The organism is Streptomyces sp. NPDC044002 (assembly GCF_056434525.1).
This window is the reverse complement of the sequence record NZ_JBWKEZ010000018.1, coordinates 83,817-107,419: the sequence shown is the minus strand read 5'-3', so window position 1 is coordinate 107,419 and position 23,603 is coordinate 83,817. Positions and strand designations below refer to the sequence as shown.

The window sequence follows — 23,603 nt, the reverse complement described above, 5'->3', positions numbered from 1 at the left end:
GGGGGAAGGGGCGGAGAGGCGGGGAGGGGGGGGTATCCCCGGCCCGCTCCCCCCCCCCCCCCCCCCCCCCCCCCCCCGCCCCGGGGCTAGCGGGGGATCCGGGGGGACTGCGCGTTCAGGCGCCCGGTGAAGCAGTCGGGGCAGAGATCGAAGCCTTCGGCGGTCTCGTTGCCGCACGGCTCACCCCATCCGGGGCAGTCGGTCGGCTCGGGCTGTGCGTTGCGCTGGGTCATCTCCGGTTCTTTCTGCGAGCGGGGGCCGGGGGCGGGTGCGGCCCCCGGCGGCGGGGCGCGGCGGCGGGGGGCCCGCCCGGCGGGGCGGGCCCGCTCGCCTATGCGGCGAGCTTCAGCTTGGGCTCCGGGTAGTCGCGCTCCAGCTCCAGGTCGACCAGCTCCTGTGGGGTGAAGGCGAGGTGCGCGAGGGGGAGAACGTCTGCCGCGCTCTCCTCCGGGACCGTGAGGACGAAGCGGATGCGGTGGACGGTGTACGCCTTGATCTGCTCCAGGGTGAAGGTGCGCATCTCGCCCCGGGTGCGGCACATCGCCTTGACGATGATGCCGCCCTTGCTGGTGGTGAGGACGTTGTGGATCTCGATGGTGCGCACCGACTCTTCGCCCTTGCTGTCGACGTAGGTGATGGTCGTGGCGCGCTGGCCGTCCATGGCGCGGATCAGGTCGGTCAGGGTGCGGGTGGTGGTCTGACCGGCGGTGATCTTCATGGAGTTCGACACGGGTTTCTCCCTGGAGCGTGTGAGTTCGGGGGGTGTTGGCCGGGTGCCACTCCCGACCAACAAGACAACTATAACCCACACTCATCACTTCCGGGAAGCCGGAACGGCCTTTTTCTTGCTTCGACTTCACGTTCACCCGTCCGGCCGCGCGAATCGCGGCGCGCGGTGACGTCACCACACCCCCGCTTGACGGAAGTGATGTGTAGGGGTTATTGTTGTCTCAGTTGATCGGCCGTGGCAGCCGGTCAGCGACCGCGAAACACGCACCGCTACAAATCCACAGCGAGGAGCCCCGAGATGGCCCGTACTTTCCACGACCGCCCCGCGCACCAGCAGCTCCAGGAGCGGCCCTGGATCTCCCACCTGAAGGACGGGAGCAGGAAGCCTCACCAGCAGGCGGCACACAAGCGGGACCGCGCGGCGGTCCGGCTGGCGCTGCGCCTCGGCGTCGAGCCGCCGCTCCCCCAGCGCCGCTGCGTCGACTGGGAGATGCACTGAATCAGCTCCACACCAAGCGGCCCCGCCTTCCGGCGGGGCCGCTTCGGCATGTCCGGGCGCAGCGTTCGAGCGGGTCCGCATGCGGCGTCCGGGCCGGGGCCGCACAGCGGGCGGCGCCGGATCCGGAGCGGGGAGCAGGGAGCGGGGCTGAGGCGAGGACCGGGCTGTGGGGGCCGGTCCGTGCTGAGCTGAGCTGGGCTGGGCTGGACCGTGGTGGTGAAGGCCGGCCCGGCCCTGAGAAGAAGCAGGCCTCTTCCTCCGGCTATCGCGGAGAAAGAGGTGTCGTCGTGGCGAGGGGGCTTGCCCACGGGGCCTGACCAGGCACGATGCTCAAGATCGAAAAAGTGGGGGTCCCACTCCCGGTCACACCTCCGGTGCAACTCCTAGTGCACCTCTGCAAGCAACCCTCCAGCCCCCTTCCGGTGCAACTGTCGCGGGGGCACGCCGGCATGGGCTTGCCCACCTCCGCGGCACACCGGACGGGCCGGCTGCCGCCTACCGGTGGCGGTGGTATCGGAGGTCGTGGCGGCCGGGCTCGCCGGACATCACGTCGTAGCAGTCGGGGCAGGAACGGCCGAGCGAGGCGACCATCCAGCCCCCGACCGCGACGGTCGTCCCGCAGTTCCCGCAGTGGTCGACATCGGGCGTGGGACAGGTTGCCGGGAGCGGCGTGGAGGTCCTGGTGCCGGGGTAGGCCGGGAGGTCCGCGGTCCAGGTGTGCTGCTGGTACTCGGCGCGGGCGTCCTCCAGGAGGTAGAACCGTTCGGGGACGTCCGCGAATTCGTCGGCCTGAGGGCCGCGCACCTCGATGTCCCAGGCGGTGACCGACTGCCCGTCGCCGAGCGTCAGGGCGCGTTCCACGATCCGCATGCGGGTAGCCGCCGGCCCGGAGCCGCGCACGCCTTTGTCGTACGGGGTCTGCACGACCACGGCCGAGGCGACGCCGTGCTCCTCCACGGCCTGCGCGGTAGCGGCGGCGGCTGCCCTGGCCTCGGCCGCCTTCGCGGCCCTCCGCTCGTCGGCCCGGGCCTTGCGCTGCGCCGCGGCGGCCTTCCTCTTGGCCTCCCGCTCCTGCTCGGCGGCTCGCTGGCCGGCCAGGGCGGCCTGGCGCTGCTCGTACTGCTCCAGGGTGGGCTGCTGGTCGCAGGCCCCTCGGTGCTGCACTTCCCAACGGCCGGGACCGGGGGCCTGCCGGATCTGCACGTGGTGGGCCGTCCCCGGGGCCGTGGCCGCCCGGCACAGCGCACAGGGCGTGCCGGCAGTGACCGGGCCCGGGGCGGGACAGCTTCCGCGCCGGTGCTCGACCACAGCGTCCGGGCCCCGTCCGATGAGCTGGCCGGCCCGGGCGGCCACGGCCGACGCGCACCATACGCACGGCTCCGCCTTGATGTTCGGCCGGCCGGGCCCGGGGGCGACCTCTTCGACTTCGGGGTCCGCGGGCTGCGGGTGTGCGGTCAGGTGCTTGCCGAGCATCTTCCGGGCGGCGGCGCCGAACATCGACTTGGCCTGGGCGAACCGGCGCTGCCACAGCGGCTGGAGGGTGCCGTCGGGGTGGACCAGGTGGAGGGCGACGGCGGCGTCCATGACCGGGTAGGGGCGGCCGAAGCGGGTCTCGGCCCAGCCGGTACGGCGTTCGTCGACGACGAGCAGCAGCGTGCCGGTGGGCACCTCGACCACGGCCCCGTGGCCCACCTCGGGGCCGGCCAGGGCGCCGTGGCCCTCGGCCGTGGCGTCCAGGTCGGTGAGCAGCTGGCGCCAGGACCGGTGGACGTCAGCATCGTCGGGAACCGCGGGAACCGTGATGCGGGACAAGGAAGATCACCTCTCGATCGCCCCGCCAGCGCGGGGAGAACGGCGCTACGCCGTGGGTCAGAAGGGGAGGCCCCGCGCGGGCAGGGCGACAGGAGGGACTGGACCGTAAGCCCCGCGACCGCGGGGACGAGCTTCCATCGGGAAGCCGTGCCGTCCTTCGACACACCCCCGCGTCGGCGGGGAGCAGCGTGCGCACAGACCGTCCTGGCTGATCGTCAGCGGCCCACCTCCGCTTGCGCGAAGAGCACCGGGCAAGTCTACCGACGGGCGGTCTGCTTGGCGGGGGCTCCTGTTCGGTTGCCGGACTCTGCTCTCTCGCCGGGGTCCGGTCCGAGCTGGCCGGTGCGGGCGCCGGCGCCCGGCTTGCCCGCCATCGCGTTGGGGGTGGGCAAGCCATTTGAGCTGGTGTTTTGCTGCCCTGGGCAAGCCTGGCCACCCCTTGGGCAAGCCCTGGGTGAACAAGCTCGGGCAAGCCTGTGGGCGTGGCGGGCAAGCCGGGTTCGACGAGCTGGGCAAGCCGGTCGGCTCAGAGCGCGGACGTCCGCTCGGCGGGAACGGGAACGCCCGGCCGTCATCCGGGCCGGGCAGCGGCCGGTCGTCGGACCAGGGAGCCGGTGGGTAACTGACTCCTGGTCGTCTCTGGCCTCGGCGGGCCTGGGGCGGCCGCGCGCAGCGGCTTCAGGGGTCGGTGATGCCGAGCTCTTGGGCGGCGGGGCAGATCGAGCAGGTGTCGACCTGTGGCTGTCGGAGGGCGTCGAGTGCCTGCTCGCGAGTGGTGGGCCGCGTGCGGCCCGAGGCGAGGCGGCAGTCGGCGGTGTGGACGAGCATGCGCCCCCCTCTGCCGATGGGGTGCTCCAGCTTCCATTCGTTGAGCGGGGTGACGGCGGGCCCGTTCCGGGCGGCTTCGGTGATGCGGTCGCAGCGTTCGATCTCGGCGATGCGGCCGCGGATCAGCTCCAGGAGCACCAGGCACCAGCGCTCCAGTGTCCGCAGTCGCTCGACGTCGGGCGGGAGCAGCCAGTCGATGTCGCGTCCGGCGGCCATCGTCTACGCCTTCCTGCGGGGCCGGCGGTCTACTGCGTGGACGGTCTCCCTGGTCGGCAGCTCCGGGCGGCCGTGGCCGGGGCGGCACGTTCGAGGGGCGAGTCTGTAGATCACATCATTATCGTATCTCTGTTCGAATCTCCCGTTCCGCTTTCCGGCGCGCCTGTTCGAATAAGTTTTCGATACGGTGGCTTCGGGAGGTGTCGCCATGGACGACGAGCAGAGGGATCCGGTGGGCGCCGGCTCCCCGATCCTGCATCTGCGCTGCCCCGTGGACGTGGACCCGGTGGTGTACCGGCTGTTCCTCGGCCTGGTGGCGGACGTGACCCCGGTGGTCCAGGCGGTCCCGCCGTCGGTCCTGGTCGCGGACGTGTCGGGGAGTATCCGGTTCTTCGACCGGGACCCGGCGGAACTCGGGCTGATGATCAAGATGCGGGCGATGGCGCTGTACGGGCTACCGGTGGTGATCGGGGTCGGGCCGACGTGGTCGGTGGCCGCGATGGCCTCCCGCGATGCCGCGCGCAGCGGCCTGGTCGCCGTCGGCTCAACGCCGGAGCAGGTAGCCGCGTACCTGCACCACCGGCCGGTCGGCGAGCTCTACGGCATCGGGCGCGCCCAGGAGCAGCGCCTGGTCCGGTTCGGGGTGCACACGATCGGTCTGCTGGCGCAGCTGCCGGAGGCGACGGTGCAGCGGGTCCTTGGCGGGCGGGCTGGTCGGCAGCTGCGCGAGGTGGCCCGCGGCATCGACCGCCGGGTGGTGGTGCCGACGGAGCTGCCGCACAGCACGGCCGCGCAGCGGCGGTTCGCCCTCGACACCCTCTCCCCCGAGGTCGTGCATGCCGCGCTGCTGGCGCTGGCGGTCGAGCTCGGGGACCGGCTGCGGACCCGGCGGCAGGCGGCGAGGACGATCACGATGACCGTCACCCTGGCCGACCGCTCCCAGGTCCACCGCAGCCGACAGCTCCCCGGCGGGCCGAGCGCGCACACCGAGGACCTCCGCGACACCGCCTACGAGATGTTCCGGGCGCTGGGCTTCCAGCGGGCGAGGGTGCGCGGCATCGCGCTGCGCTGTGAGCAGCTGGTCGACGCGGCCGCGGTGGCCGAGCAGCTGTCCTTCGACCAGGGCCGCGAGCGCAGGCTGCGGGCGGAGAAGGCCATCGACTTGCTCAACGCCCGGTTCGGTTCCGGCACGGTGGGGCCGGCGGCCAGCTACCGGCAGGCCGGCTGACGCGTTCGGTGCGTGCGGCCGGAGGTCCGGCCGGGACCCGCCGCGAGCGCTCGGTCAGCAGTGGAAGCCGTCGAGGACCTTGCGCGTCGCGGCGTCCACCGGGCGGAGGGGGTGGGTGCCGCCGTCTTGGGCGGGCCCCAGGCGCAGGGTTGTTCCTTGGCTGGTGGGGGTGACGAGGAGGACGCCGCTCTCGACGCGGGTCTGTACGGCGTCGCGGCGGTAGGGGGTGGCGGCCAGGCATCCGTCGGCGAGCTCGCGTTCGTAGCGCTCGTAGGGGCCGGCGAAGAAGTGATCAGCGACGGGGCCTTGCCCCTGCCAGACCGCGAGTGCGAGGAGTCCGGCGGCGATGCCGGGGGCTGCGGCCTTGAGGCCGGGGGCCTGGATGAGCCGGGGCCCGGCCCGGTAGATGATCGCGCCCCCCGCGAGCAGCACGGCCCCGGATACCGCGGCCAGTGAGGCGTAGTAGTCGGACAGGAGGTCGGCCTGCTTGCCGAAGGTCAGCGGAAGCGCCGCGCAGGCCAGCATCAGCATGCCCAGCCCGGCCGGGGTCAGCGCCTGGAGGACGCTCAGCTTGGCCGGCCACTGCGCACGGGTCGGTACCAGCTCTTCTTCACGGCCGACCCACTGGCCGGCGCCGCGCAGTCGTCCCGCCTGCGGGCGGGTGCCGTCGAGGCGGGCCTCGACGAGCAGGTCCACGACCGCGTCGCCGAAGGCGAGGGCGCGGTCGTGGACGGCGAACTCGTCGTCCTTCAGCCGGTCGGCCTCCTCGGCGCGGGCCGGCTGGATGCGCAGCCCGGTTCCACCGGCGAAGTGCAGGTTCACCGGATGCCCCGGGTCGGGGAAGCCCGGCACGGTGGGGGCCGGCCGTCCACGCCCGTCCAGGCGCACCCCGCCGTCGCGCTCGGGGAAGTACTTCTCGTACATCCGCGGGTGCCGGCGGTGGCCGGTGAGGCTGGCCTGGAGCGCCTCGGCCCGCTCGATCACCGTGTCCAGCAACGGCGTGGCCGTGGCGCTGCGCATCTGGTCGATCGCCGAGGTCCCCGGGACCGTCCGCCACAGGCCGCCGGTCCGCTCCAGGACCCGGTCCTTCCACAGATCGCGGACGGACCGGGGCCATACCCGGGCGACGAGCAGGCGCCGCGGGGGCCGCCCGCCGGCAAGGTGCGCGCGCAGCAGGGCGAGGGCGCTGCGCACGTAGTCGGCCTCGGCCGCGTAGTGAACCGCCACCGCGGTGGTCCGCTGCTGTAGGTCGGACCCGGTCTCGTCGACCCGATCGGCTGAAGCCCGGGCCGCGAGACCCTGTGCGCGCAGCTCGGCGATTGCTCGTTCCCAGCTCCGGCTCATCTGCCATCCCCTCCAGGTCGTCCGTCGTCGTGAGGTTATCCGCCCCGGTGCCACGCCCTCCCGCGTGCGGAGGACTGTTCAGGGCCCGGGTGGTGTTCGCTGCGGGGGTTGCCCGGGCTCGGCCTCCCCAGCATTTTGCGGGTCGTCAGCCGGTGCCGAGCTGCTGGCGCAGCACGACGTCGACCGCGGGCCCGCGGCTCTCGACGATGTCCAGGAGCTGGAGAAGGCCCGGGGTGTCGGCGTGCCGGCGGCGCAGCAGCTGCGGGTCGGCGTAGAGCACGTAGCGGGCGCGGGCGACGGGCTCGGGGGCCTGCTCGCGCGTTTCGACCTCCCGCACCGTGCGGCGCAGCTGCGCCATCCATTCCTCGGCGCCGGCGTCGTCCGGGAGCGGGTTCTTGCCCGTGGACGGGCGTCCCGCGGTGAAGTGCGACAGCTTGTCCATGTCGGTGCTCTCCTTCGTCAAAGGGTCAGTTGTCGTACGCGGGTTCAACTTCGCCGTCAGGGCAGCACTCGTCGGTTTCGTCGACCTCGTCACCGCACGAGTTGCAGAACCAGTACACGGGCTCGGGCTCTTCTTCGTCTGCCATGTCTCGACCTCAGCCCTCGCTGCTGGTCTGCTCGTCCATACCCGCCTTGGGGCGCTTGGTGCCCTTGCGCCCGTCGCGCAGGGCGGCGAGGAGCTCTTCGGGCTCGGGCCGCAGCCCGCTGCCCAGGTAGCGGATCCCCTCCCCCTCGGGGGCGGTGTCGGTGTCCTTGCCGATGGGGTGCCGGCGGCTGGTCGAGGTGCGCCATCCGTAGCGGGAGTCCCACACCGCGGCGGCGGCCGGCTGGTCGGTGTCGAGCAGGACCGCGGCGGCCACGGCTCCTCCGTCGAGCTGGCGCATCTCGACCTGGGCCTGCTGGGCGATGCCGGCCGCGGCCAGGACGTCGGCGGTGTGCTGCAGGTAGGGCTGGGCACCGCGAGCGCGGAGCTCCCGCTCGGCGAACGCGACAGCGGCGCGGTGGGTGATGGGGGGGTAGCCCAGCTGGAGCGCGGCGTTCTTCGGGTCGAGGCCGGGCTGCTTCTCGATGAGGTCGGCGATGCGGCGGCCGCGCAGGGTGGCCAGGCCGGACTGCGCGGTGGGGAACATGGCGATGCCAAGGGTGTCGGAGACGGCCTCGACAGTGACGGCGGGGTCGGCGTCCAGGAGCTCGGCGATCCGCGGCAGGATCTCGTCGCGGGGGATCATGTCGCCGCTTCCGTGGCGGCGGCCACCGCCGGCGCCGCGGCCGGGCCGGCTGTCCTTGTACGCCCTGACCACCCGGCGGGGCCAGTGCTCGGTGCCCTTGGGGCCTTCGGGGACCATGACCACGCTGGCGGCCAGGTCCGGGTCCTTCTTCTTGTAGGTGTTCCAGGCGACGGGGTCGACGCCGAGGACCTCGGCGGCCTCGTTGCGGTCCAGGAGGTCCTCGTCGTCGTCGATCGTGGGGAGCTCGGGGACGGGCTTGCCGGCGTAGTAGGCCCCGGTCTGCTCGCTGTCCCAGAGCTGGTTGCGGGCCTTGGCCGAGCTGATCGGAGCCGGGTGGCCCTCGGCGAGGTACGGCTTCTGGTTTCGGACGGTGCCCAGCGACTTGCCGAGGGCGTCAGCCAGGTCGGACATGGTCTGGACGTGCTGCAGGCGTCCGGCGCGGATCACGTTCTTCTCCTTCATCACGGGGCGGGGCGCGCACGGCGCCCCGCCGGCGGGGGTGTCAGTCGGTCGAGGGGTCGGACAGGCAGAACGGGTTGCACGGCGTGGAGGCCTCCGCGTTGCACCCGTCGCAGGGGCGGGCGGCCGCCTCGATGAGCGGACGGAGGTGGGCGAAGGCGCTGTCGGCGCCGGCGTGCGGGGTGATGCGGCCGGCGGTGATGACGTACAGAGCGTGGGGGGCGTTGCTGGTGGTGCGCACCCGGATGCCGGCGGTGTCGCCCGGGCCGGCGGCGAGGCCGGGAGCCGCGAGGACACCTGCGGCGGGGACGGCGGCAACGCCGGCCTCGGCCAGGAGCTCGGCGAGGCGGGCGAGTTCGGCTTCGGCGGCCGCGGCGGTGGCCGGCCATGCGGGTGCGGCGGCCGCGGCCTGCGTCACGGCGCCGGCGGGGTGGGCGAGGGAGAAGGACATGGGGCCTCCAGGGTGTCGGGGTGTGTTCGGTGCCGCGGGCTGCCACCACCCGCGAACAAGACAACATTACCTAGCTTACATCACTGTTGGCAAGTCGGATGGATCCGCAACGCCGCCTCGTACGGATACACTCGGAGACGAGATACGCCTCTCGGGTTTCCCGGAGTGTGTGTTTTCGGTTGGCCGGCGCCCTTGCCACCCGCCTCGGCGGAAGTGGGCGCCGGCCGCTTTCGTCTCTGCCCGGCCGCCGGGCGCCCCGCGCAGCGGAGGGTCTCCGCGCCTCTTCTCCTTCCGGGTTCCGGTGGGGCGCGCCTGCGCTAGCCTCGTTGCAGCATCTACGACTTGGAGGCCGCGATGCGGATCGTCTTCGACCCGGCCGAGCAGGAGGCCCTGCGGGCCGACGCGCGGGAGATGGCTGACGGCGACCCGCGGATCGCCTACGTCCTGGAGCGCCTGGCCGGCGAGGGTGTCGACCTGGACGCCGTCACCTCCTGGGAGGAGCTGCGCGACAAGCTCGGGCAACCCCCGCTCGACGACTCCGCTCCTACCTCGCACGTCGCCTGATGGGCCGACACGCGCCCAGGCGCGCGCGGATCGTCTTCTACGACGTGGCGCAGGAGCAGATCGAGAAGATGACGGAGGCCGAGCGGCTCCGTCTCGACCCGGTGCTGGTGGCCGTCTCGAAGGATCCGGAGATCGGCGTGCTGTCGAAGCACGGTGCGATCCGTGAGCACCGAGAGGCCGGCGTGCGGATCCTGTACGTGCCGACCGCCCTGGGCACGCTCGTCCTGGTCGCCTACGTCGAGACCGACTGACTCCCCCGCCTGGCCCGAAGTGCCTGGTCGCAGCAGAGCCCCGGACCTCGCGTCCGGGGCTCTGCTCGTCGGGCCGGGGCCGGGCCGACGGTCTCTCGTGCTTCTGGGCTTTGCGCTCGGCCGCGGGTTACCGGTTGAGGTAGTCGAGGGCGCGCTGCAGAAGCGGCCGGTGCGCGGCGTAGAGGGTGCGTCCGGCGGCCGCGATCTCCGCTTCGAGCTGGTCGAGGGAGCCGAAGGGCCACCAGTTGGCGTCTTCGGCGTCATCGGCGGCGATGGCGGTCACCGTGGTGGGCAGCTCGTAGATCGCGCTGGTGGAGGCGACCCAGGCGTGGTCGGAGGCCCGCCAGTCGTCGACCAGGTTCCGGCCGAGGATGACCGGCTGGTGGCCGGCCAGGTCGACGCCGGTCTCCTCGCGCAGCTCACGGACCAGCGCCGCCGGGGCGGTTTCGCCCGGATCGACCATGCCGCCGGGGATGGCCTCGACCTTGATGTCGTCCCGCGTGATCAGGAGGACCCGGCGTTCGGTGCCGCTGCCCGCGACCACGATGGGGTCCGCAGCCGCGTTCTCGCCCCACCGGCCGAGATTCCTGCCGGTCCGGCCGGTGCGGCCCGCCGGGTGCAGGGGCCAGCCTCGCGTGTCCCGTTCGAAGTGCACCAGCGCGGCGGCCTGTCGGACGTCCCAGTCGGTCACGTCGGCCGGCGTGGGGGCTCCTTCGGCCCATCCGGGCACGTGCTGGGCCAGGGCCTCGGGCAGCAGCTCGTCCGGCGTGATGTCCGTGGGCGTGTAGTCCGGCCAGGGCACGTCCCAGCTGCGGAGTCCGGCGGGGACGGTCTCGGTGGTGGTGCGCTCCTGTTCGCCGTGGCCGAAGCGCCGGTGTGCGGCGTCCAGGATCTCGGCCAGCTGGCGCAGGGCGGGGGCCGTCGGCTCACCGAGTTCGGCGAGCAGTTCGGCGATCTCCGCTTCGTCGATCTCGACGTGGATGCGGCGCTCGCCGCTGCGGTTGTTGAGGTAGACGCGTTCCATCAGGGGTTCCTTCCGTGGTGACCGGCCGGTGCGGTGGGGTCAGTGGTTGCCGGGGACGAGAGCGAGGGCGGCGGCGGCCGTGGCGGTCAAGGTGGTGCACACCGGCACGCCGTGGCGGCGGGCCACGTAGATCAGGTACCTGTTCCTCTCGGGGTTGGGGCAGTCGGGCGGGCAGCCCAGCACCGCCCGGCCCGTCGACACGTCGAGACCGAACTCCACGTTGGTGGTCATGGCCGGCATGGTCTTGAGGTCGCGGGGGATCCAGAAGAGGATCGCGCTCGCCGCGGCTCGGGCGTCGGTCTCCCAGTCGACTTGGGTCTCGTAGCGGTCGGCGCGCTGGCCGTGCCGGGACTCGGGGCTCAGGACGGTCAGCGGCTGGGCGCCGGTCCACTGGGCGGCCAGGGCTTCGACGGCGTCGGGCCGCCAGGACGGGACGGGTGCGCTCTTGTCCGGGGTGGGGCCGGCGAGGAAGACGGACGGGCCGGCGGGGATGGGCTCGCGGGCCATGACGAGGTTGATGCCGGTCACGAGGAGGCTCCGTTCTGCGCGGCGGCGCGGGCGGCGTGCTGCGGGGTCCAGGGCAGGGGCAGGTCGTCGCCGTCCTGGCGGGGGACGACGTGGACGTGGAGATGGAAGACGGACTGGGTCGCCGCGGTGCCCTTCGAGGTGATGAGGTTGGCGGCGGGGATCTCGGCCATCAGCTCGGCGGCCCGGCGGTACACCGCGGCGGTGACCTCCGGGTCGGTGCCGGCGTCGGCGACGTGGACGCGCGGCAGGACCATGACGTGGCCATCGGCCACTCCGCCGGTGCGGGGGCGGATGGCGAGGGCGTCGGGCCATTCCCGGACGATGACGGCCGGGGCCTGGCCGGCGGCGATGGAGCAGAAGACGCAGGTCTTCACGGCGGGCCTCTCCTGGTAGGTGGTGTTGGGGTGACCGGGGCTCGTGCGGGGTGGCGGGTCAGATCCAGCGGAAGATGTCGCGGACCTGGCTGGCCGCGCCGCTGAGGTTGTCGGCGGGGAGGCTGTAGTCGATGTCGTACGGGTCGTCGGTCTCCTCCATCACGGCGTTGGAGGCGGCCGCCAGGACGTCGGCGAAGGCCTCGTGGACCTTGGCGTCCTGGAGGGCCTGGACGATGTCGTCCTGGCGGGCGCTGCCGCGGGTGATGGCGTCGGCGAGCAGCCGGAGCGCGGCTGCTGCGGCCGGGGCGAGGTCGGCGAGGTCTCCCCCGTCGCTGGTCAGGCTGGTTCGGGCCGGGGTCTCGATGCCGGTGATCGTGGCGAGGTGCTTCGGGGCCTTGGTCACTTCGGTCACTTCGACTCCTCGGTGTGGTGGGCGGTGCTGAGCTGCGCGGTGCCGGGCGCTGCGGACGGAGCGTCGGGGTGGAAGGCCGGGGTGCCGCCCAGGAAGACGACGGCGCGGGCCTGTCCGAGCAGGGCGTGGAAGCGGTTGAGCAGCAGGCGCCCTTCGCGGGCGGTCTCGGCACTTCCCTGGTGGGTGTCGATGTCGCGGATCGCGTAGCTCAGCCAGTTGAAGTCGTTCTTCTGGATGGGGATCCGGACGCGGGCGGGGTCGGGCTGGGTGATGGAGGCGACGCCGGCGCTCTCGTACAGACGGCCGATCAGCTCGGTGGTGTAGGTGCCGTTGCCGGAGTACGGGCGGGCGCGGCGGTTGCACTCGTCGGCGTGTAACAGCACGCGCTCGAAGGTCTTCATCTCGTCGAGGCTGACCCCGATGCACTGGACGGTCGGGGTCTTGGCGGGCTGCGGGGCGGCCGGGCGGTAGACGGTGCCGGACGGCTCGGGCCGGTTCCGCCGGGCGAGCGTGGCTCCGGCCAGAGCGCCGATCAGCAAGGCGATGAAGAGGAGGGCCCACTGGTCCATGCGTTCTTCCTTCCTGATGTACGGGCCGGGGCGGCCCGACACCTCAAGAATGCCAACTCAGAGTTGGCATGTCAACTAATACTTGGCCAACTAAAAGTTGGCATACCGGTGTGCGGGTACAGCAACGCCCCCGACCTGCGGCAAGCAACTCGGGGGCGTCAGAGGGGTGGAGCTACCGGGACCCGGCCCAGTCCGGCCAGGTGAGGGAGGCCGAAGCAGTCGTCGAACTACGCCACCGGGCCGCCTTCGTGGCCTGTGACGCTCACGTCGCCTCCGGGTCGGCCAGGGCCGCCCGAGCCCGCTCCAGCCGCAGGCCGGCGGAGTCCTGGATGTAGCCGGCGGCGGTTTCGACCTGGTCGGCGGCCTCGTCGTTGTCCTGGTCACCGAGCCGGGCGCCGATGTCGGTGAGCAGCTCGCCGAGCATGCCGAGGATGCTGCCCTCGCGGTCGAGGTCGTCGTAGAGGGCCTGGAGGACGGCGGCCTGGTCCGCCTCGCCGGCGGTGTCATCCAGGGCGTTCGCGCGGAGCGCCTCCAGGCCGAGGCGAATGGCGGCGACGGCCGTGGCGTTGTCGGCGCTCACCGGCGGGACCCCCTCGCGGCGTGCGCGCGGGTGGCGAGCCAGGTGGTGACGGCTGCGGCCCCGACGCCGATGATCCGGTGCAGGGCGGCGTCCAGCTCGATCCACGCGGTGCCCGGTCCGTTGATCTCGGCGTACGGCTTGCCGTTCTTGTCCAGGCGCAGCGCCTGGCAGTGCTCGATGTAGCCGCTCTGGCGGGTCTTGTCGGCGAGCCACAGGAACAGCGCGCCGCGGTCGATGGCCGCGTGTGTCGCGCCGTTGATGGCCGCGCCGGCCAGGAGCGCGGGGGCGGGGACGCGGTAGCCGAAGGCGCGGGTGAGGGCGAGGGCCGCGCCGGTCTGGATCGCGGTGTAGGTGGCGACGTGCAGCGCGACGGCCCGCCGGCCGCGGGCGCTGGCCGTCGTCGTCGGCTGGCCGGTGCGGTCGTTCTCTTCGTCCCCGACCGTCACGCCGTCGCGGTAGACGTGGTGTGTGCCGTACAGGCGCTTGCACTTTGCGGTGGTCGAGCCCTGGGCCCAGTGATCACAGAAGGGGTGGATCTCGCCGAAGGCGGCCAGGAGGCTGCCGAACAGCGCGAGGCTCTCGATGGAGCGGTTGGCGGTGCGGTGGTTCATGATGTGGGTCTCCTCGGTTCTGCTCTGGACGGGGAGGAACCCCGGGGGCGGCCGTACCTCTTGGCCGATGCTGCGGCTGCCCCTGGGACCTGCGGTGCCGGCCTACTGGTCGGCGGCGTAGCGCTTGAGCTGCTGGCGGACGTGCTCGCGGGAGAAGTCGAGGTGGCGGATGACGGCGGCCTGGTTCAGGTTCCCCGCCTCGATCTCGGCTTTGATCGCAGCCCAGTAGGTGCGGTGGGCAGTCTCGATGGCCTGGTCTCGGGTCTCGCCAGCCTGGTCGATGCGGGCCTTGGCGGCCGTCTCGTCGGGGGTGTCGGGTCTGGTGGGGGTCATGGTGATCAGCTCCGTGACGGTTGAGGGACGATGTAGCTGCCCCCTGCTCCGGTTGAGAGCGGACTGGGCTGGCCCGGGGCGGGCGGCGCTTGGTTGGTAGCCGGTGGTGCCGCCCGTCCCGGGGGTCAGAGCGTCTTGACCGGGGGCTTGCAGGGGTGCGCGAGCGCGACGTCGAGGATGGGGCCGATGCGGTCGGGGTAGTTGGTGATCTCGTACTCGATCCCGCACTTGCGGCACTTGTACGTCACGGTCGACATCGGGGTGGTCAGGCGGGTCAGCGTCTGGCGGATCAGGTTGGCGAGCACGGTGTTCCCTTCGGTCGGTCACGCCGCGAGGGCGATGATCCCGGCGAGGACCAGCAGGGCGACGGCGCCGGAGGTGATGTCGATGGCGACCCGCAGGGCACGGAACTTCTTCTCGGCGATCTTGGAGAGGACCACGATGCGCTCGGCGTCGCGGTCGTCGGCGATGTCGGCGGCGGCTTCCTCGGCCGTGCAGTGCGCCCAGTGGAGGTAGGAGCCCCCGACCTGTCCGCCGAGGCGGGGGCGGACGATCAGCAGGACCAGGAGCATCGCGACGGCCAGGGCGGCACCGCCGATTCCGACGGCGACGGTGGCGGCGACGGGGAGGTGGTGACCGGGGACGGCGGCGATCAGAACGGCGAGGGGAAGGCTGAGGACGGTCAGGAGCGCCGACGCCTTGGCGTCGGTCCGGCCCATCTCGGCGATCACCTCGGTGCGGGCCTGAGCCAGGCGCGCCTGGGTCGGGGCGGCCTGCGGTAACTGCTGGGTCTGCTCCACGACTCGTCTCCTCCTCGTCGGTGCGGGCTCTTGCCCACACCAGAATGATGCCAAGTTTGAGTTGGCACGTCAACTCCGAATTGGCCAACTTTAAGTTGGCATTCGGGGCGTGTTCGGCGCCTCCCGAGGCCGCCGCGGAGCCCGGAGGCGGGTTCCGTCTCCGGGCCCGTCAATGCCGCGCCGGCGCCTATCCGCGGGCGCGCAGGTGGCGGATCTGCGCACACGGGCCGTCGGTGGCGCAGCGGGACTCCCAGGTGACCGTCGGGTTGTTCACGCCGTACTTCTCGTTGAAGACCTGCTGGACGGCCTCGGCCATGCGGGGGTCGGCGGGGCGGCACTCCTCGGCGGGCCGGCGGATGTGTACGCGGGCGGTGCGCGCCAGCCAGCGCCGGTCGTGCGGCCCCGTGTTGGGGCGCTGCTTGTCGTGGTCCAGGCCCAGGCCCGGCCGGGGGTGGCAGCGCTCGCAGTGGAGGCCGATCATCGGCTTCGGGTCGCCGGACTCGGCGTCCTGGAGGTACTCGTAGACGACGACCTTGCCGCCGTGGGGGTGGTCGAACTCGGTGACGATGCCTTCGCCTCCGGGGTTCCAGGTGCTGCTGGGGAGGTAGTCGTCCCAGCCCTCGCCATGCGGCCAGAACCCGTACATCACGCCCTGGTCGGGGTCGAGTACGGCGGTGCCGTCGGTGTTGGCGGCGCGGTACTCCTGGATCTGCTCGGGCGAGCTGATGTAGGTGAGGGTGTGCTCCTCGGACTCCAGGAAGGCGAGCCCGTAGCCCTCGGGGCGGCGGTGTTCGGGCTTCAGGAGCGCCTCCTCCATCACCGCGAACATCGGGTTGTCGGGCGTGAGGAATCCGGTGAAGGGGATTCGGTACCGGTCGGCGCCGGTCACGTAGGTGGGGTTGGTCTCGCTGACGGTGTGCTGAGCCATGTCCTTCTCCTGGAGTCGCGGGGCCGGCTGGTGTCCGGCCGGCCCTTGGTGTCGGTGACGCAGCGGTGGGCTGCGGGCGAGAGGTTCAGCGCTCGCCGAGCGCCGCGTCGCGGATGCCGGCACGGTCGGAGGCGATCTGGGCCGGCGGGCAGTGGATGGTCTCGTCGTTCTCGGCCGTGGGGGCTCCACCGGTGGGCGCGCCGTCCGTCCCCGCGATGGTCTTCAGCGCGAAGCCGATCCGCGGTCCCACATGGTCCTGCGCAAAGCCGGCAGCCTCGTGCAGCTCCTCGGCCTCGTCCTCCAGGCCCTGTTCGTCGAAGCGGTACGCGATGTCGCGGAGCAGGCCGGCGAGGTTTCCGAGCAGGCTCGGGCCGTTCTCGTCCCGCCGGTGGATGGCACGCAGGGCCTGGACCATGTCGTTGGCGTCGGCGGTGTCTCCGAGCGCGAGCTGGCGCAGCTGGTCGAGGCCCAGGGTGATGGAGGCCAGGGCGGAGGTCGCAAGGTTTCCGGTCGGCAAGGTGGTCAACTGCTGCTCCTTCGGGTGCGAGGCGCGCTCTCCCGAGTCGGGACGGGCGAGCGCGCCGGAGGGCTGGGGTCCGTGGTGTTTGGGTCTCGGGTGGTGCCTGCCCCGAGGCAGGGAGCGCGCCGGCTACTCGTCGCCGGGGTCGGCGTGCAGGTGGTCGTAGGCGGCGCAGGCATTCCCCCACACCTTGCTCGCGTACTCCGGCGGCTCCTGGGCGCACAGGCGGGCGAAGAGGTCGGGGAAGTTGCGGCCGGTGCCGTCGCCGTCGGGGTCGTTGTCCATGGCGTCGGCCAGCGCGTACGGATCCCTGGGGACCTGCGGGTCGAGGTGGTCCAGGTCGGGGCGGAACTCTCCGGTCGTGATGACGGTGCCCTTCACGTGCGAGGTGTGGTGCAGCTGGCCGCGCAGGCCGGCGGCGATCTCCTCGGCGCGGCTCTCGTGTTCGTACGGGCCGATCCGCACCGGGTCCAGGCCGGGCCGGTCGAGGATGACGGCGTGGCCGACCGGGTCGGTGTAGCGGACGGGCCGCCCGAGCAGGTGGGCGTAGGTGATCTCGGCGCGGGTGGAGTCGCCGACGTAGCCACCGACATTGACGACCAGGACCTCGTCGCAGGCCCGGATCTTCCAGCGGTGCAGCGCGTCGAGCGCGGCCTTGAGCTCCTCGGCGGCCGCGGGCTCCTCCCACATCGGATGGGCCTTCTTCATGTCGCAGCCGGGGGCCAGGACTGCGTGACCGGCGACCGTCTCGCGGAAGTTCGCGTCGGCCAGCTCGCGCCAGAAGCGGGTGGAGCCGCAGAGGGTGACGACCTTGGGCCGGTCGGTGGAGGTGTCGGACGGGTTGAGCAGCTGCTCGGACGTGGAGGGTGCGGCGGCGATGAGGCCGGCGGCCTGGAGGTCGCGGTTGCGGTGCTCGGGGTTCATCGGCATTTCTGCTCCTTCGGGAAGGGCGGGCGCGGTCGGCGCCGGGCGGACGGGAGGACGGACTGGGTGGTGCGCGCCCGGAGTTCAGGGGATCGGTCCGGAAGCGGCTGGGGTTCGGTCGTCGCGGCTCGTGCCTGAGCCTGGCGCCAGGCGTTGGCCAGGTGCAGCACAGCCTTCTCGTACGTCACGAGGTCGGTGTGCTCGGCAGCGTCGGCGGCGGCGGCGAGCGCCTCGACGAGGGCGACGGCTTCGGGAACCGTCAGGTCGTCGAGGACGGCGAGCTCCTCGCCTCGGAAGGGGTCGATGCGGAGGTGGCCGTACTCGTCCTTGATCCGGGCGTGGTCTCGCTGGATCACCTGCACGCGCGCGACGGCGGGGCGGGATTCCGAAGCCGTTCGGCTGGGCCGGAGACGGGGCACGTTGATGCCGGCGGCAAGGAGGCGGGGCGCTGCACAAGCCAGGCAGACAGCGGCGACGACGCTTGCGCCGAGGAGGAGGGCCTGCCGTAGCCAGTGGATCCACTGCTGGGCGGCCTCCACGAACGTCATCGGCCCGTCGCCTGCAGCTCGTGCGTGTGGCACAGGACGGGGCCGATGAGGAAGCTGATCCGGTTCACGGTCCACCGCCCTCCAGTGAGCGGGCCGGGCGCGACCTCGTCGACGATCCTCCCCGTCTTGCCCTTGGCCCGGGGGTTGTCCGCGCACTCAATGATCTTTACCTCGGTACCGGCGGTGAACATCGTTCTCTCCTTGCGTGGTTGATGGGCTGGGTTTCTGGCCGGGCGGCGGTCGGCGCCGCGGGCCGGGGCGGCCGGCCGGGATGGCGGCCGCCCCGGGGCGGGTCAGCCGGACTGGCGGATCGGCATGATCAGGTAGCGCAGCGCGGCGGGGCCCGGGTCGGTGGGGACCAGGAGCGCCGGCTTGACCGGGTTGACGATCTGGAGGCGGATCCGGTCCGTCTTCAGCGCGGTGATGCCGTCCAGGAGGTAGCCGGGGTTGAAGGCGATGGTGACGGGGGCGCCGGTGAGCAGGTTGGTGGTGGCGGTGACCTGGTCGCGGGCGGACGCGTCGTCGGCGGTGCCGGCGCTCAGGGCCAGGGCGCCGTCGGTGAGGTGCAGCTTGACGGGGTGGCCGCGTTCGGCGACGAGGGCCATGCGCTTGACGGCGTCGGCGAGGTCGCCGGTGTCGAGGTCGGCGGTGGCGGTGAAGTCGGTGGGCCACAGTTTCTTGTGGTCGGGGAGCTGGCCGTCCATGGCGCGCAGGGTGAGGGTGCGCGTGCGGCCGGCCAGGCCGAGGACGCCGTGGGAGGCGGGGAGGGTGAGGTGGACCTGGTCGTCGGTGGCGAGAATCTTGGCGGCTTCGGCGAGGGACTTGGCGGGGAGGGTGGTCTGGGTGGTGGTGCCGTTGGCCGCGGCGGGGGTCCAGGCGATGGGTCGCAGCGCGAAGCGGTAGCGGTCGGTGGCGGCGAAGGTGATCGTCTCGTCGGTGATCTCGGCCTGGATGCCGGTCAGGATCGGGAGGGCGTCGTCGCGGCCGGCGGCGGTGGCGACCTGGTGGATGGCCTCGGCGAGCTCGGGCCCGGCCACGGTGCCGCTGGCGGCCGCGGGCCGGGGAAGGGTGGGGTACTCCTCCAGCGGCAGGGTGTGCAGGGTGTAGCGGGTGCGGCCGGAGGTGAGCACCAGGCGGGTGCCGTCGAGTTCGAGGTCGACCGGGTGGGTGCCCTTGACCGTGCGGGTGATGTCGGCGAGGAGGCGGCCGGAGACCAGGACGGTGCCGGGGGTGGTGACCTCGGCTTCCACGATGGCCTGGGCGCTGGTCTCGTAGTCGAAGGCGGCGATGGCCAGGGCGCCGGCGGCGGCCTCCAGCCGGATCGCGGCGAGGACGGGGACGGGGGGCCGGGCGGGCAGGGCCCGGGCGGCGTCGGTGACGGCGGCCGCGAGCGGGGCGAGGTCCATACGGAGCTTCATCGTTGCTCCCTTCCGAGCGTGCGGGCGGCGCTCCGGCCGGGGCCGGGTGCGCCCGGAGTGCGGGTGAGGTCCGGGTGCCGCCCGTCCGGTACGGGAGAGGCCGTGCCGGACGGGCGGGTGTGCGGGGCGGTGGCTGTCAGGCCGCGGCGGCGTCGCGGCGCTCGGCGCGCAGGCGGCGGCGGTCGCTGTAGGTGGTGCCGGCCCAGACCGCGGATCCGGCCCAGGTCGGGTGGTCCAGGGCCCAGGCCAGGCACTGCGCCCGTACGGCCTCGGGGCACTTGCTGAGGCAGGCCTCCTGGCCGTTCCTGCGCTGCTTCGGCGTCCCGGTCCAGTCCTCGGGGTCGGCCCCGGGCGCCTTGCACGGCTCGTCGCCGGTCAGCTGCGGCCAGGGGGCGAGGTCGGTGGTGGTCACTCCCCCACCCCCGTGGTGCCGGCGGCCGGGACGGCGGCGGTGGGCAGCAGGTGCTCGAAGGGCTCCCAGTCCGCGAGCTCGAAGGACATCTCCAGGAGCTCGAAGGGGTACTCGACGCCCTGGGAGTGGTCGTTCTGGTCCGCCTTCTCCGGCGGGAGGTTGGAGTGTTCTCCGCCGTCGGCGTCGTCGGCGGCCTGGTCGAGGTCGATGTACGCGACGACGACGTGGGTGGCGGCGCGCTCCAGGACGTACAGGCTGCGCACCGGCATCTCGTCGGGGTCTACGTCGTGCCGGCGAACCCAGGTCTGGCGGGTGGCGGCGATGGCCCAGGCCTCGCTGGCGTCGGCGGCGTCGGTGACCTTGGCGCAGGCCTCGGCGTACTCGGTGCCGGCCTCGACGAGTTCGTTGACGCGGGCGGTCATGTGGTCGCTGAAGGCCTGGGTGCCGATCCGCCAGGTCAGGGAGAGGAGGCCGGTCACGACGCCGCTCCCGTCGGGACGAGGGTGCAGGCGATCTTGGTGGGGGCGAGGAGGTGGTGGAGGGCGGAGCCGTGGTGGTGGGAGCCGAAGGTGGCGGGGAGGCCGCAGCTCCAGCAGTCGGCCTCGTCGCCCTGCCAGGCGACGGCGCACCGGTTGCACACGAACGCGCGGTCGGCGAGCAGGGGGTTGGCCTTGGCCAGGGTCTTCAGGAACCGGCCGGCGGTGCTCAGCCGGCGGGAGGTGTGGTGCTGCTTGCGGCGGGTGGCGTGCATGATGGTGGTCTCTCTCTCGTCTTGGCGGGTGAGGGGCCCGGGGCGGCCGGCGGTTTCTCAGGCCTTGACGGCCGTCCCGGGGCGGAGCTATCGGTCGATGCCCTTGTGCGTGGCCTGGTCCCAGTGCAGGTCCCAGCCGGGGCGCAGTCCGCGGGCGGACCAGTCGGTGCGGTGGGCGGCGGCGGGGACGTCCCGGCCGGCCAGGGTGTGGAGGAGGGCCGTCTCCCAGGCGCGCTTCGCGGCCCTTTCGGCCTCGCAGCCGCTCTCGGCCAGGCCCGTGAAGACGTGCACGCCCCGCTCACTGGTGCCGACGTGCTCTATCGGGACGTCGACCTCCCACATGACCTGGTCCATCGTCAGCCCTCCGCGTCCGGGTCGTAGTCGACGAGGACGGGCAGCACCGTGATCCGGATGCTGGTGACGGACGTGTCGTCCGGGCCGGGACCGAACAGCGCGAGGTCCTCGTCGACGAACTCGTCGTCGCTGTTGTCCGGCACCCACCCGGTGGTGGTTCCCTCCGGGAGCGGGCAGCGCTTCAACCAGGCCTCGCCCTGGGCTCGGGCCGCTTCCCGGGTGGCGAAGGTGGCGTACGGGATGTTGCGGCGCGAGACGCGGTAGACGGCGAGGGTGGCCGGCTTGTCGTCGGTGATGTGGGTGATGCCGGGGAAGACGGCCTCGGCAGCGGCCAGGCGCGCTTCGATCACCATGGTGGCGCCGAGGAGCTGGAGCATCTGGACGGTGAGCGGCAGGGTGCCGGCGGCGACGCGGCGCCGGATGTCGGCGAGGACGGTGGCGGGGTCGGGGACGGTGGTGGAGGTCATCAGTTCTCCCTTGTGGCGGGCCGGGCTGTCCGGTCCTCGGCGGAGCCTGGTCCTCGGAAGGTGGGGCCGGGCGCCGCGGGGGGCCGTCAGCGGCTGGCCGTACTCGGCAGGTGCAGGGCCTCGTCCAGTACGGCCCAGAGGGTGGTGCTCGGCTCGAACGTGCGGGCCGCGATGGTGAGCTGGGCGGCGCTGGCGACGGTCTCGAAGGCGGCCTGGCTGATGAGGCTGCTGGGCCAGGCGCCGCGGAGTTCGAAGGGGGCCCAGGTCCGGCCGTAGCGGGTGTAGTCCATGCCGTTGACGCGGGTGACGACCAGGCCGCGCTGCTGGTAGTCGCCCGGGAACTGGACGAGCAGGAGGAGGCCGGCCTTCTCGGCGGATTCGGCGAGGCGGGTAAGGAGCTCGGGGTCTGCGACGAAGCCGGTGACCGCGGGGCGCTGCTCCCACAGGTTGCCGCTGTAGTCGGCGGCGTCGTGTCCGAGCTGGAAGGCGTCGGTGAGGAATCCGGCCCGGTTCGCGGCGGCCATCTGCGGGATGAGGGGCTGTGCCTCGTCGTCGGGGCCGTAGTTCGGCTTGACCCCGGGGTGGGTGCGGATGTCGCCTTCGAGCCAGCGGGCGGTCAGCTCGGCGAGGTCGGAGAAGGTGGTGGCGGCGCGCCAGCGGCGGCGGTCCGCACGGTTGGTCCAGGGAAGTCGGATCGGCATGGCGGTTCTCCTGTCGGGTTCAGAGCTGGGCGGCCAGGTCCTCGGCGCCGTAGGCCTCGACCTCGCGGGCCTCGATCAGCACCTCGTAGCCGGTGAGGGTGTTGGGCTTCATGGGCTGCCGGCCCCAGACGTGCTTGAGGTACTTGAGGTGGAGCTCGCGGGCGGAGCGGTCGCCGAGCTGGTGGGCGTGGACGAGCTCGTGCACGAGGGTTTCGCGGACGTCGCGCTCGTGGCGCATGTTGGGAATCTGGAGGACGATCAGCACACCGCCGCGGTCGATGGACGTCTGGCCGAAGGCGCTGCGGGAGTGGCGGTCGGGGCGGCTGACGGCGTTGACCTGCGTGGGGTTGATGCCGGTCAGGAGCTGGGCCTCCGCAGTGTTCACCAGGTGGTCCATCCGGCTGGTGTCGCCGTTGAGGACCAGGTGGACGGTCGGCAGGGATCCGAACTTGTCGCGGACGAGCTGCTCGGCGTCGGGGGCGATGGCCCTGGCGTACCTGCTGAGGCGGCCGCCTCCGAAGAGGAAGTGCTGGGTCGAGATGCGCAGCATGACGGTCCCTTCAGGGGAGAGTTCGGGGGTCGGGCGGAGAACGAACCGAACCGACAAGAAAACTATACCCACTATCCATCACTTCGTCTAGTGGGTTCCTCGCCTGTCAGTCCCCCGCGTGCTCGGCGAGGTCGGCGGCCCGCTGGAGGAGGTCGAGGACGGCGCCGACGGTCGGGACGGCGATGTTGTTGTGCACGGCGATGTCGAACTGACGGCTCAGGGCCCGCGGGTCACGGCCCTCGCTGCGCCACTGCGTCTCCAGGCGGGCGCGGTAGTCGGGCGTCGGCTGGGCGTAGGCGGCCGGTTCGGCCATCGCGGAGCGGATGTAGATGTGGGAGCGTCCGGCGGTGTCGGCGTCGGCCGGGGCGGCCATGAGGGCGCCGAGGATGCAGTGGCGGCCGGTGGCGTCGCGCAGTTCCCCGCGGCACCAGCCGCCGGTGGCCAGCGCGGCCGCGGCGCGCCGGATGTGGACGCTGGCACGGGTGGCCGGCCGCTGGTGGCGGCGGGTGATCCGGTCGAGCAGGGAGGGGCGGGCGGCGGCCTGGGCGGCGGCGGTGGCCCGTTCGCTGCGCTCGACCTCGGCGAGGCCGGCGGCCACCAGGGCCGCGATGTCGAACCCGGCCTTGGGCGCCGACGGCTCGGGCGTGGCGGACTCGGCCGGGGTGATCCTCTTGAGCCAGGCTTCGACCTCGTCGGCCAGGAGGCGCGTGCTCGCGTCGGGAGCCTGGGTGCCGAAGGTGGCGGATGCTGCGGATGCGGGCATGGCGAAGCCTTCCTGCCTGCTGCGGGACGGTGGGGTTGGGAGCTCCGGGGGCGGCCGGCTGAGTGGTTGGCGACCTGGCGGCCGGCCCCGGAGAGGATGGGTCAGGTGGTGTACTTCTTGATGTTCTTGTAGACGTTGTCGCGGGTCACGCCCAGCGTGTCGGCGACGTCCTGCTTGGCGCCGTAGTAGTTCTTGCTGAGCTCGCCCATCCGCCTCCAGAACTCCTTCTCGGCCTCGAACACGGCCTTCTCGGCCTCGATCACAGCCTCGTCTCTGGCGGATTTGGCGATCTTCACGGCGGCCTGGAGGTCTTCGAGGGTGCCGGGCGGCAGGTCGGGACGGGGGGTCATTTGGGCTCCTCGCGGTCGTGAGGGACGATGGTTCCGGCCCCCTGCTCCGGTTGGAGCGGGTTGGGAGACCCGGGGA

37 protein-coding genes are annotated in these 23,603 nt (G+C 72.6%); 4 read left to right on the top strand and 33 right to left on the bottom strand.

Annotated elements, in window-relative coordinates; all coding sequences use genetic code 11:
* Positions 1-86 precede the first annotated feature (86 nt).
* Together AC07A6_RS16500 and AC07A6_RS16495 are read right to left on the bottom strand one after the other, a co-directional pair.
* Positions 87-233 (bottom strand): hypothetical protein, encoded by a 147-nt coding sequence (locus tag AC07A6_RS16500; RefSeq protein ID WP_470594729.1) that lies wholly within the window; start codon positions 231-233, stop codon positions 87-89.
* Positions 234-331: 98 nt separating this feature from the next.
* Positions 332-730: a WYL domain-containing protein gene (locus tag AC07A6_RS16495; RefSeq protein WP_478777560.1), complete on the bottom strand. Its 399-nt coding sequence runs from the start codon at positions 728-730 to the stop codon at positions 332-334.
* A gap of 297 nt (positions 731-1,027) precedes the next feature.
* On the opposite strand from AC07A6_RS16495, the gene AC07A6_RS16490 reads away from it, so the two are divergent.
* Complete coding sequence (locus AC07A6_RS16490; RefSeq protein ID WP_360711005.1) at positions 1,028-1,228, top strand: hypothetical protein; 201 nt, start codon at positions 1,028-1,030, stop codon at positions 1,226-1,228.
* A gap of 495 nt (positions 1,229-1,723) precedes the next feature.
* On the opposite strand, the gene AC07A6_RS16485 is transcribed toward AC07A6_RS16490, so the two are convergent.
* Positions 1,724-3,040 carry a hypothetical protein gene (locus AC07A6_RS16485; RefSeq protein WP_478777559.1) on the bottom strand — a complete coding sequence of 439 codons (1,317 nt, stop codon included), beginning with the start codon at positions 3,038-3,040 and terminating at the stop codon, positions 1,724-1,726.
* 678 nt (positions 3,041-3,718) lie between these two features.
* Positions 3,719-4,084 (bottom strand): DUF6233 domain-containing protein, encoded by a 366-nt coding sequence (locus AC07A6_RS16480; protein ID WP_478777558.1) that lies wholly within the window; start codon positions 4,082-4,084, stop codon positions 3,719-3,721.
* A gap of 208 nt (positions 4,085-4,292) precedes the next feature.
* Between AC07A6_RS16480 and AC07A6_RS16475 the strand changes: the two genes are divergently transcribed.
* Positions 4,293-5,312, top strand: a complete 1,020-nt coding sequence (locus tag AC07A6_RS16475) for a DNA polymerase Y family protein (protein ID WP_478777557.1) — start codon at positions 4,293-4,295, stop codon at positions 5,310-5,312.
* A gap of 54 nt (positions 5,313-5,366) precedes the next feature.
* On the opposite strand, the gene AC07A6_RS16470 is transcribed toward AC07A6_RS16475, so the two are convergent.
* The 4 genes from AC07A6_RS16470 to AC07A6_RS16455 form a co-directional block, all read right to left on the bottom strand.
* Positions 5,367-6,656: a hypothetical protein gene (locus AC07A6_RS16470; RefSeq protein WP_478777556.1), complete on the bottom strand. Its 1,290-nt coding sequence runs from the start codon at positions 6,654-6,656 to the stop codon at positions 5,367-5,369.
* Between the two features lie 145 nt (positions 6,657-6,801).
* The gene (locus AC07A6_RS16465; protein ID WP_478777555.1) at positions 6,802-7,098 is read right to left on the bottom strand and encodes a hypothetical protein; all 297 of its coding nucleotides are present in this window, start codon (positions 7,096-7,098) and stop codon (positions 6,802-6,804) included.
* Between the two features lie 154 nt (positions 7,099-7,252).
* Positions 7,253-8,332, bottom strand: a complete 1,080-nt coding sequence (locus AC07A6_RS16460; RefSeq protein WP_478777554.1) for a DUF6292 family protein — start codon at positions 8,330-8,332, stop codon at positions 7,253-7,255.
* A 55-nt stretch (positions 8,333-8,387) separates the two neighbouring features.
* Complete coding sequence (locus AC07A6_RS16455; protein ID WP_478777553.1) at positions 8,388-8,795, bottom strand: hypothetical protein; 408 nt, start codon at positions 8,793-8,795, stop codon at positions 8,388-8,390.
* 342 nt (positions 8,796-9,137) lie between these two features.
* Here AC07A6_RS16455 and AC07A6_RS16450 point away from each other — a divergent pair, with 342 nt between their 5' ends.
* Positions 9,138-9,359, top strand: a complete 222-nt coding sequence (locus AC07A6_RS16450; RefSeq protein ID WP_158721263.1) for a hypothetical protein — start codon at positions 9,138-9,140, stop codon at positions 9,357-9,359.
* Positions 9,359-9,610, top strand: a complete 252-nt coding sequence (locus AC07A6_RS16445; protein ID WP_386427253.1) for a hypothetical protein — start codon at positions 9,359-9,361, stop codon at positions 9,608-9,610. The genes AC07A6_RS16450 and AC07A6_RS16445 overlap by 1 nt, the downstream gene beginning before the upstream one ends.
* A 127-nt stretch (positions 9,611-9,737) precedes the next feature.
* Here AC07A6_RS16445 and AC07A6_RS16440 read toward each other — a convergent pair whose 3' ends face one another.
* The 25 genes from AC07A6_RS16440 to AC07A6_RS16320 all read right to left on the bottom strand — a co-directional run bounded on the left by AC07A6_RS16440 (position 9,738) and on the right by AC07A6_RS16320 (position 23,527).
* Positions 9,738-10,634 carry an NUDIX domain-containing protein gene (locus AC07A6_RS16440; protein WP_478777552.1) on the bottom strand — a complete coding sequence of 299 codons (897 nt, stop codon included), beginning with the start codon at positions 10,632-10,634 and terminating at the stop codon, positions 9,738-9,740.
* Positions 10,635-10,673: 39 nt separating this feature from the next.
* On the bottom strand, positions 10,674-11,162 hold the full coding sequence (locus AC07A6_RS16435; RefSeq protein WP_478777551.1) for a nucleoside 2-deoxyribosyltransferase domain-containing protein: 489 nt from the start codon (positions 11,160-11,162) through the stop codon (positions 10,674-10,676).
* The gene (locus AC07A6_RS16430) at positions 11,159-11,536 is read right to left on the bottom strand and encodes an HIT family protein (RefSeq protein ID WP_478777550.1); all 378 of its coding nucleotides are present in this window, start codon (positions 11,534-11,536) and stop codon (positions 11,159-11,161) included. Before AC07A6_RS16430 ends, AC07A6_RS16435 begins: the two co-directional genes overlap by 4 nt.
* A 58-nt stretch (positions 11,537-11,594) precedes the next feature.
* Positions 11,595-11,948 carry a hypothetical protein gene (locus tag AC07A6_RS16425; protein WP_478777549.1) on the bottom strand — a complete coding sequence of 118 codons (354 nt, stop codon included), beginning with the start codon at positions 11,946-11,948 and terminating at the stop codon, positions 11,595-11,597.
* Positions 11,945-12,517: a hypothetical protein gene (locus tag AC07A6_RS16420; protein WP_478777548.1), complete on the bottom strand. Its 573-nt coding sequence runs from the start codon at positions 12,515-12,517 to the stop codon at positions 11,945-11,947. The genes AC07A6_RS16425 and AC07A6_RS16420 overlap by 4 nt, the downstream gene beginning before the upstream one ends.
* Before the next feature lie 262 nt (positions 12,518-12,779).
* Entirely contained in the window at positions 12,780-13,097 is a 318-nt protein-coding gene (locus tag AC07A6_RS16415) for a hypothetical protein (RefSeq protein ID WP_478777547.1), read from the bottom strand.
* On the bottom strand, positions 13,094-13,708 hold the full coding sequence (locus AC07A6_RS16410) for a hypothetical protein (RefSeq protein ID WP_478777546.1): 615 nt from the start codon (positions 13,706-13,708) through the stop codon (positions 13,094-13,096). The genes AC07A6_RS16415 and AC07A6_RS16410 overlap by 4 nt, the downstream gene beginning before the upstream one ends.
* Positions 13,709-13,810: 102 nt before the next feature.
* Entirely contained in the window at positions 13,811-14,041 is a 231-nt protein-coding gene (locus AC07A6_RS16405) for a hypothetical protein (protein ID WP_478777545.1), read from the bottom strand.
* 125 nt (positions 14,042-14,166) lie between these two features.
* Positions 14,167-14,346 carry a hypothetical protein gene (locus AC07A6_RS16400; protein ID WP_478777544.1) on the bottom strand — a complete coding sequence of 60 codons (180 nt, stop codon included), beginning with the start codon at positions 14,344-14,346 and terminating at the stop codon, positions 14,167-14,169.
* Positions 14,347-14,364: 18 nt separating this feature from the next.
* Positions 14,365-14,841 carry a Pycsar system effector family protein gene (locus tag AC07A6_RS16395; RefSeq protein WP_478777543.1) on the bottom strand — a complete coding sequence of 159 codons (477 nt, stop codon included), beginning with the start codon at positions 14,839-14,841 and terminating at the stop codon, positions 14,365-14,367.
* 187 nt (positions 14,842-15,028) lie between these two features.
* Complete coding sequence (locus AC07A6_RS16390) at positions 15,029-15,769, bottom strand: hypothetical protein (RefSeq protein ID WP_478777542.1); 741 nt, start codon at positions 15,767-15,769, stop codon at positions 15,029-15,031.
* 85 nt (positions 15,770-15,854) lie between these two features.
* Positions 15,855-16,295, bottom strand: coding sequence for a hypothetical protein (locus AC07A6_RS16385; RefSeq protein WP_478777541.1), 441 nt, complete (start codon positions 16,293-16,295; stop codon positions 15,855-15,857).
* A 123-nt stretch (positions 16,296-16,418) separates the two neighbouring features.
* Complete coding sequence (locus AC07A6_RS16380; protein WP_478777540.1) at positions 16,419-17,219, bottom strand: hypothetical protein; 801 nt, start codon at positions 17,217-17,219, stop codon at positions 16,419-16,421.
* Positions 17,210-17,761 carry a hypothetical protein gene (locus AC07A6_RS16375; protein ID WP_478777539.1) on the bottom strand — a complete coding sequence of 184 codons (552 nt, stop codon included), beginning with the start codon at positions 17,759-17,761 and terminating at the stop codon, positions 17,210-17,212. The genes AC07A6_RS16380 and AC07A6_RS16375 overlap by 10 nt, the downstream gene beginning before the upstream one ends.
* Entirely contained in the window at positions 17,758-17,952 is a 195-nt protein-coding gene (locus AC07A6_RS16370; protein ID WP_478777538.1) for a hypothetical protein, read from the bottom strand. Before AC07A6_RS16370 ends, AC07A6_RS16375 begins: the two co-directional genes overlap by 4 nt.
* A gap of 102 nt (positions 17,953-18,054) precedes the next feature.
* The gene (dnaN, locus tag AC07A6_RS16365; RefSeq protein ID WP_478777537.1) at positions 18,055-19,179 is read right to left on the bottom strand and encodes a DNA polymerase III subunit beta; all 1,125 of its coding nucleotides are present in this window, start codon (positions 19,177-19,179) and stop codon (positions 18,055-18,057) included.
* A 136-nt stretch (positions 19,180-19,315) separates the two neighbouring features.
* A complete protein-coding gene (locus AC07A6_RS16360) occupies positions 19,316-19,591 on the bottom strand; it encodes a WhiB family transcriptional regulator (protein ID WP_478777536.1) in 276 nt (91 codons plus the stop codon).
* Positions 19,588-20,070: a hypothetical protein gene (locus AC07A6_RS16355; protein WP_478777535.1), complete on the bottom strand. Its 483-nt coding sequence runs from the start codon at positions 20,068-20,070 to the stop codon at positions 19,588-19,590. Before AC07A6_RS16355 ends, AC07A6_RS16360 begins: the two co-directional genes overlap by 4 nt.
* Entirely contained in the window at positions 20,067-20,342 is a 276-nt protein-coding gene (locus AC07A6_RS16350; protein WP_478777534.1) for a hypothetical protein, read from the bottom strand. The genes AC07A6_RS16355 and AC07A6_RS16350 overlap by 4 nt, the downstream gene beginning before the upstream one ends.
* A gap of 87 nt (positions 20,343-20,429) precedes the next feature.
* Positions 20,430-20,696: a hypothetical protein gene (locus AC07A6_RS16345; RefSeq protein ID WP_478777533.1), complete on the bottom strand. Its 267-nt coding sequence runs from the start codon at positions 20,694-20,696 to the stop codon at positions 20,430-20,432.
* Between the two features lie 2 nt (positions 20,697-20,698).
* Positions 20,699-21,163 carry a hypothetical protein gene (locus AC07A6_RS16340; protein ID WP_478777532.1) on the bottom strand — a complete coding sequence of 155 codons (465 nt, stop codon included), beginning with the start codon at positions 21,161-21,163 and terminating at the stop codon, positions 20,699-20,701.
* A gap of 86 nt (positions 21,164-21,249) precedes the next feature.
* Positions 21,250-21,864: a DUF6919 domain-containing protein gene (locus tag AC07A6_RS16335; RefSeq protein WP_478777531.1), complete on the bottom strand. Its 615-nt coding sequence runs from the start codon at positions 21,862-21,864 to the stop codon at positions 21,250-21,252.
* A 19-nt stretch (positions 21,865-21,883) separates the two neighbouring features.
* A complete protein-coding gene (locus tag AC07A6_RS16330; RefSeq protein ID WP_478777530.1) occupies positions 21,884-22,414 on the bottom strand; it encodes a hypothetical protein in 531 nt (176 codons plus the stop codon).
* 106 nt (positions 22,415-22,520) lie between these two features.
* Positions 22,521-23,177, bottom strand: coding sequence for a DUF6197 family protein (locus tag AC07A6_RS16325; RefSeq protein WP_478777529.1), 657 nt, complete (start codon positions 23,175-23,177; stop codon positions 22,521-22,523).
* Positions 23,178-23,278: 101 nt separating this feature from the next.
* Positions 23,279-23,527, bottom strand: coding sequence for a hypothetical protein (locus AC07A6_RS16320; RefSeq protein WP_478777528.1), 249 nt, complete (start codon positions 23,525-23,527; stop codon positions 23,279-23,281).
* Positions 23,528-23,603 lie beyond the last annotated feature (76 nt).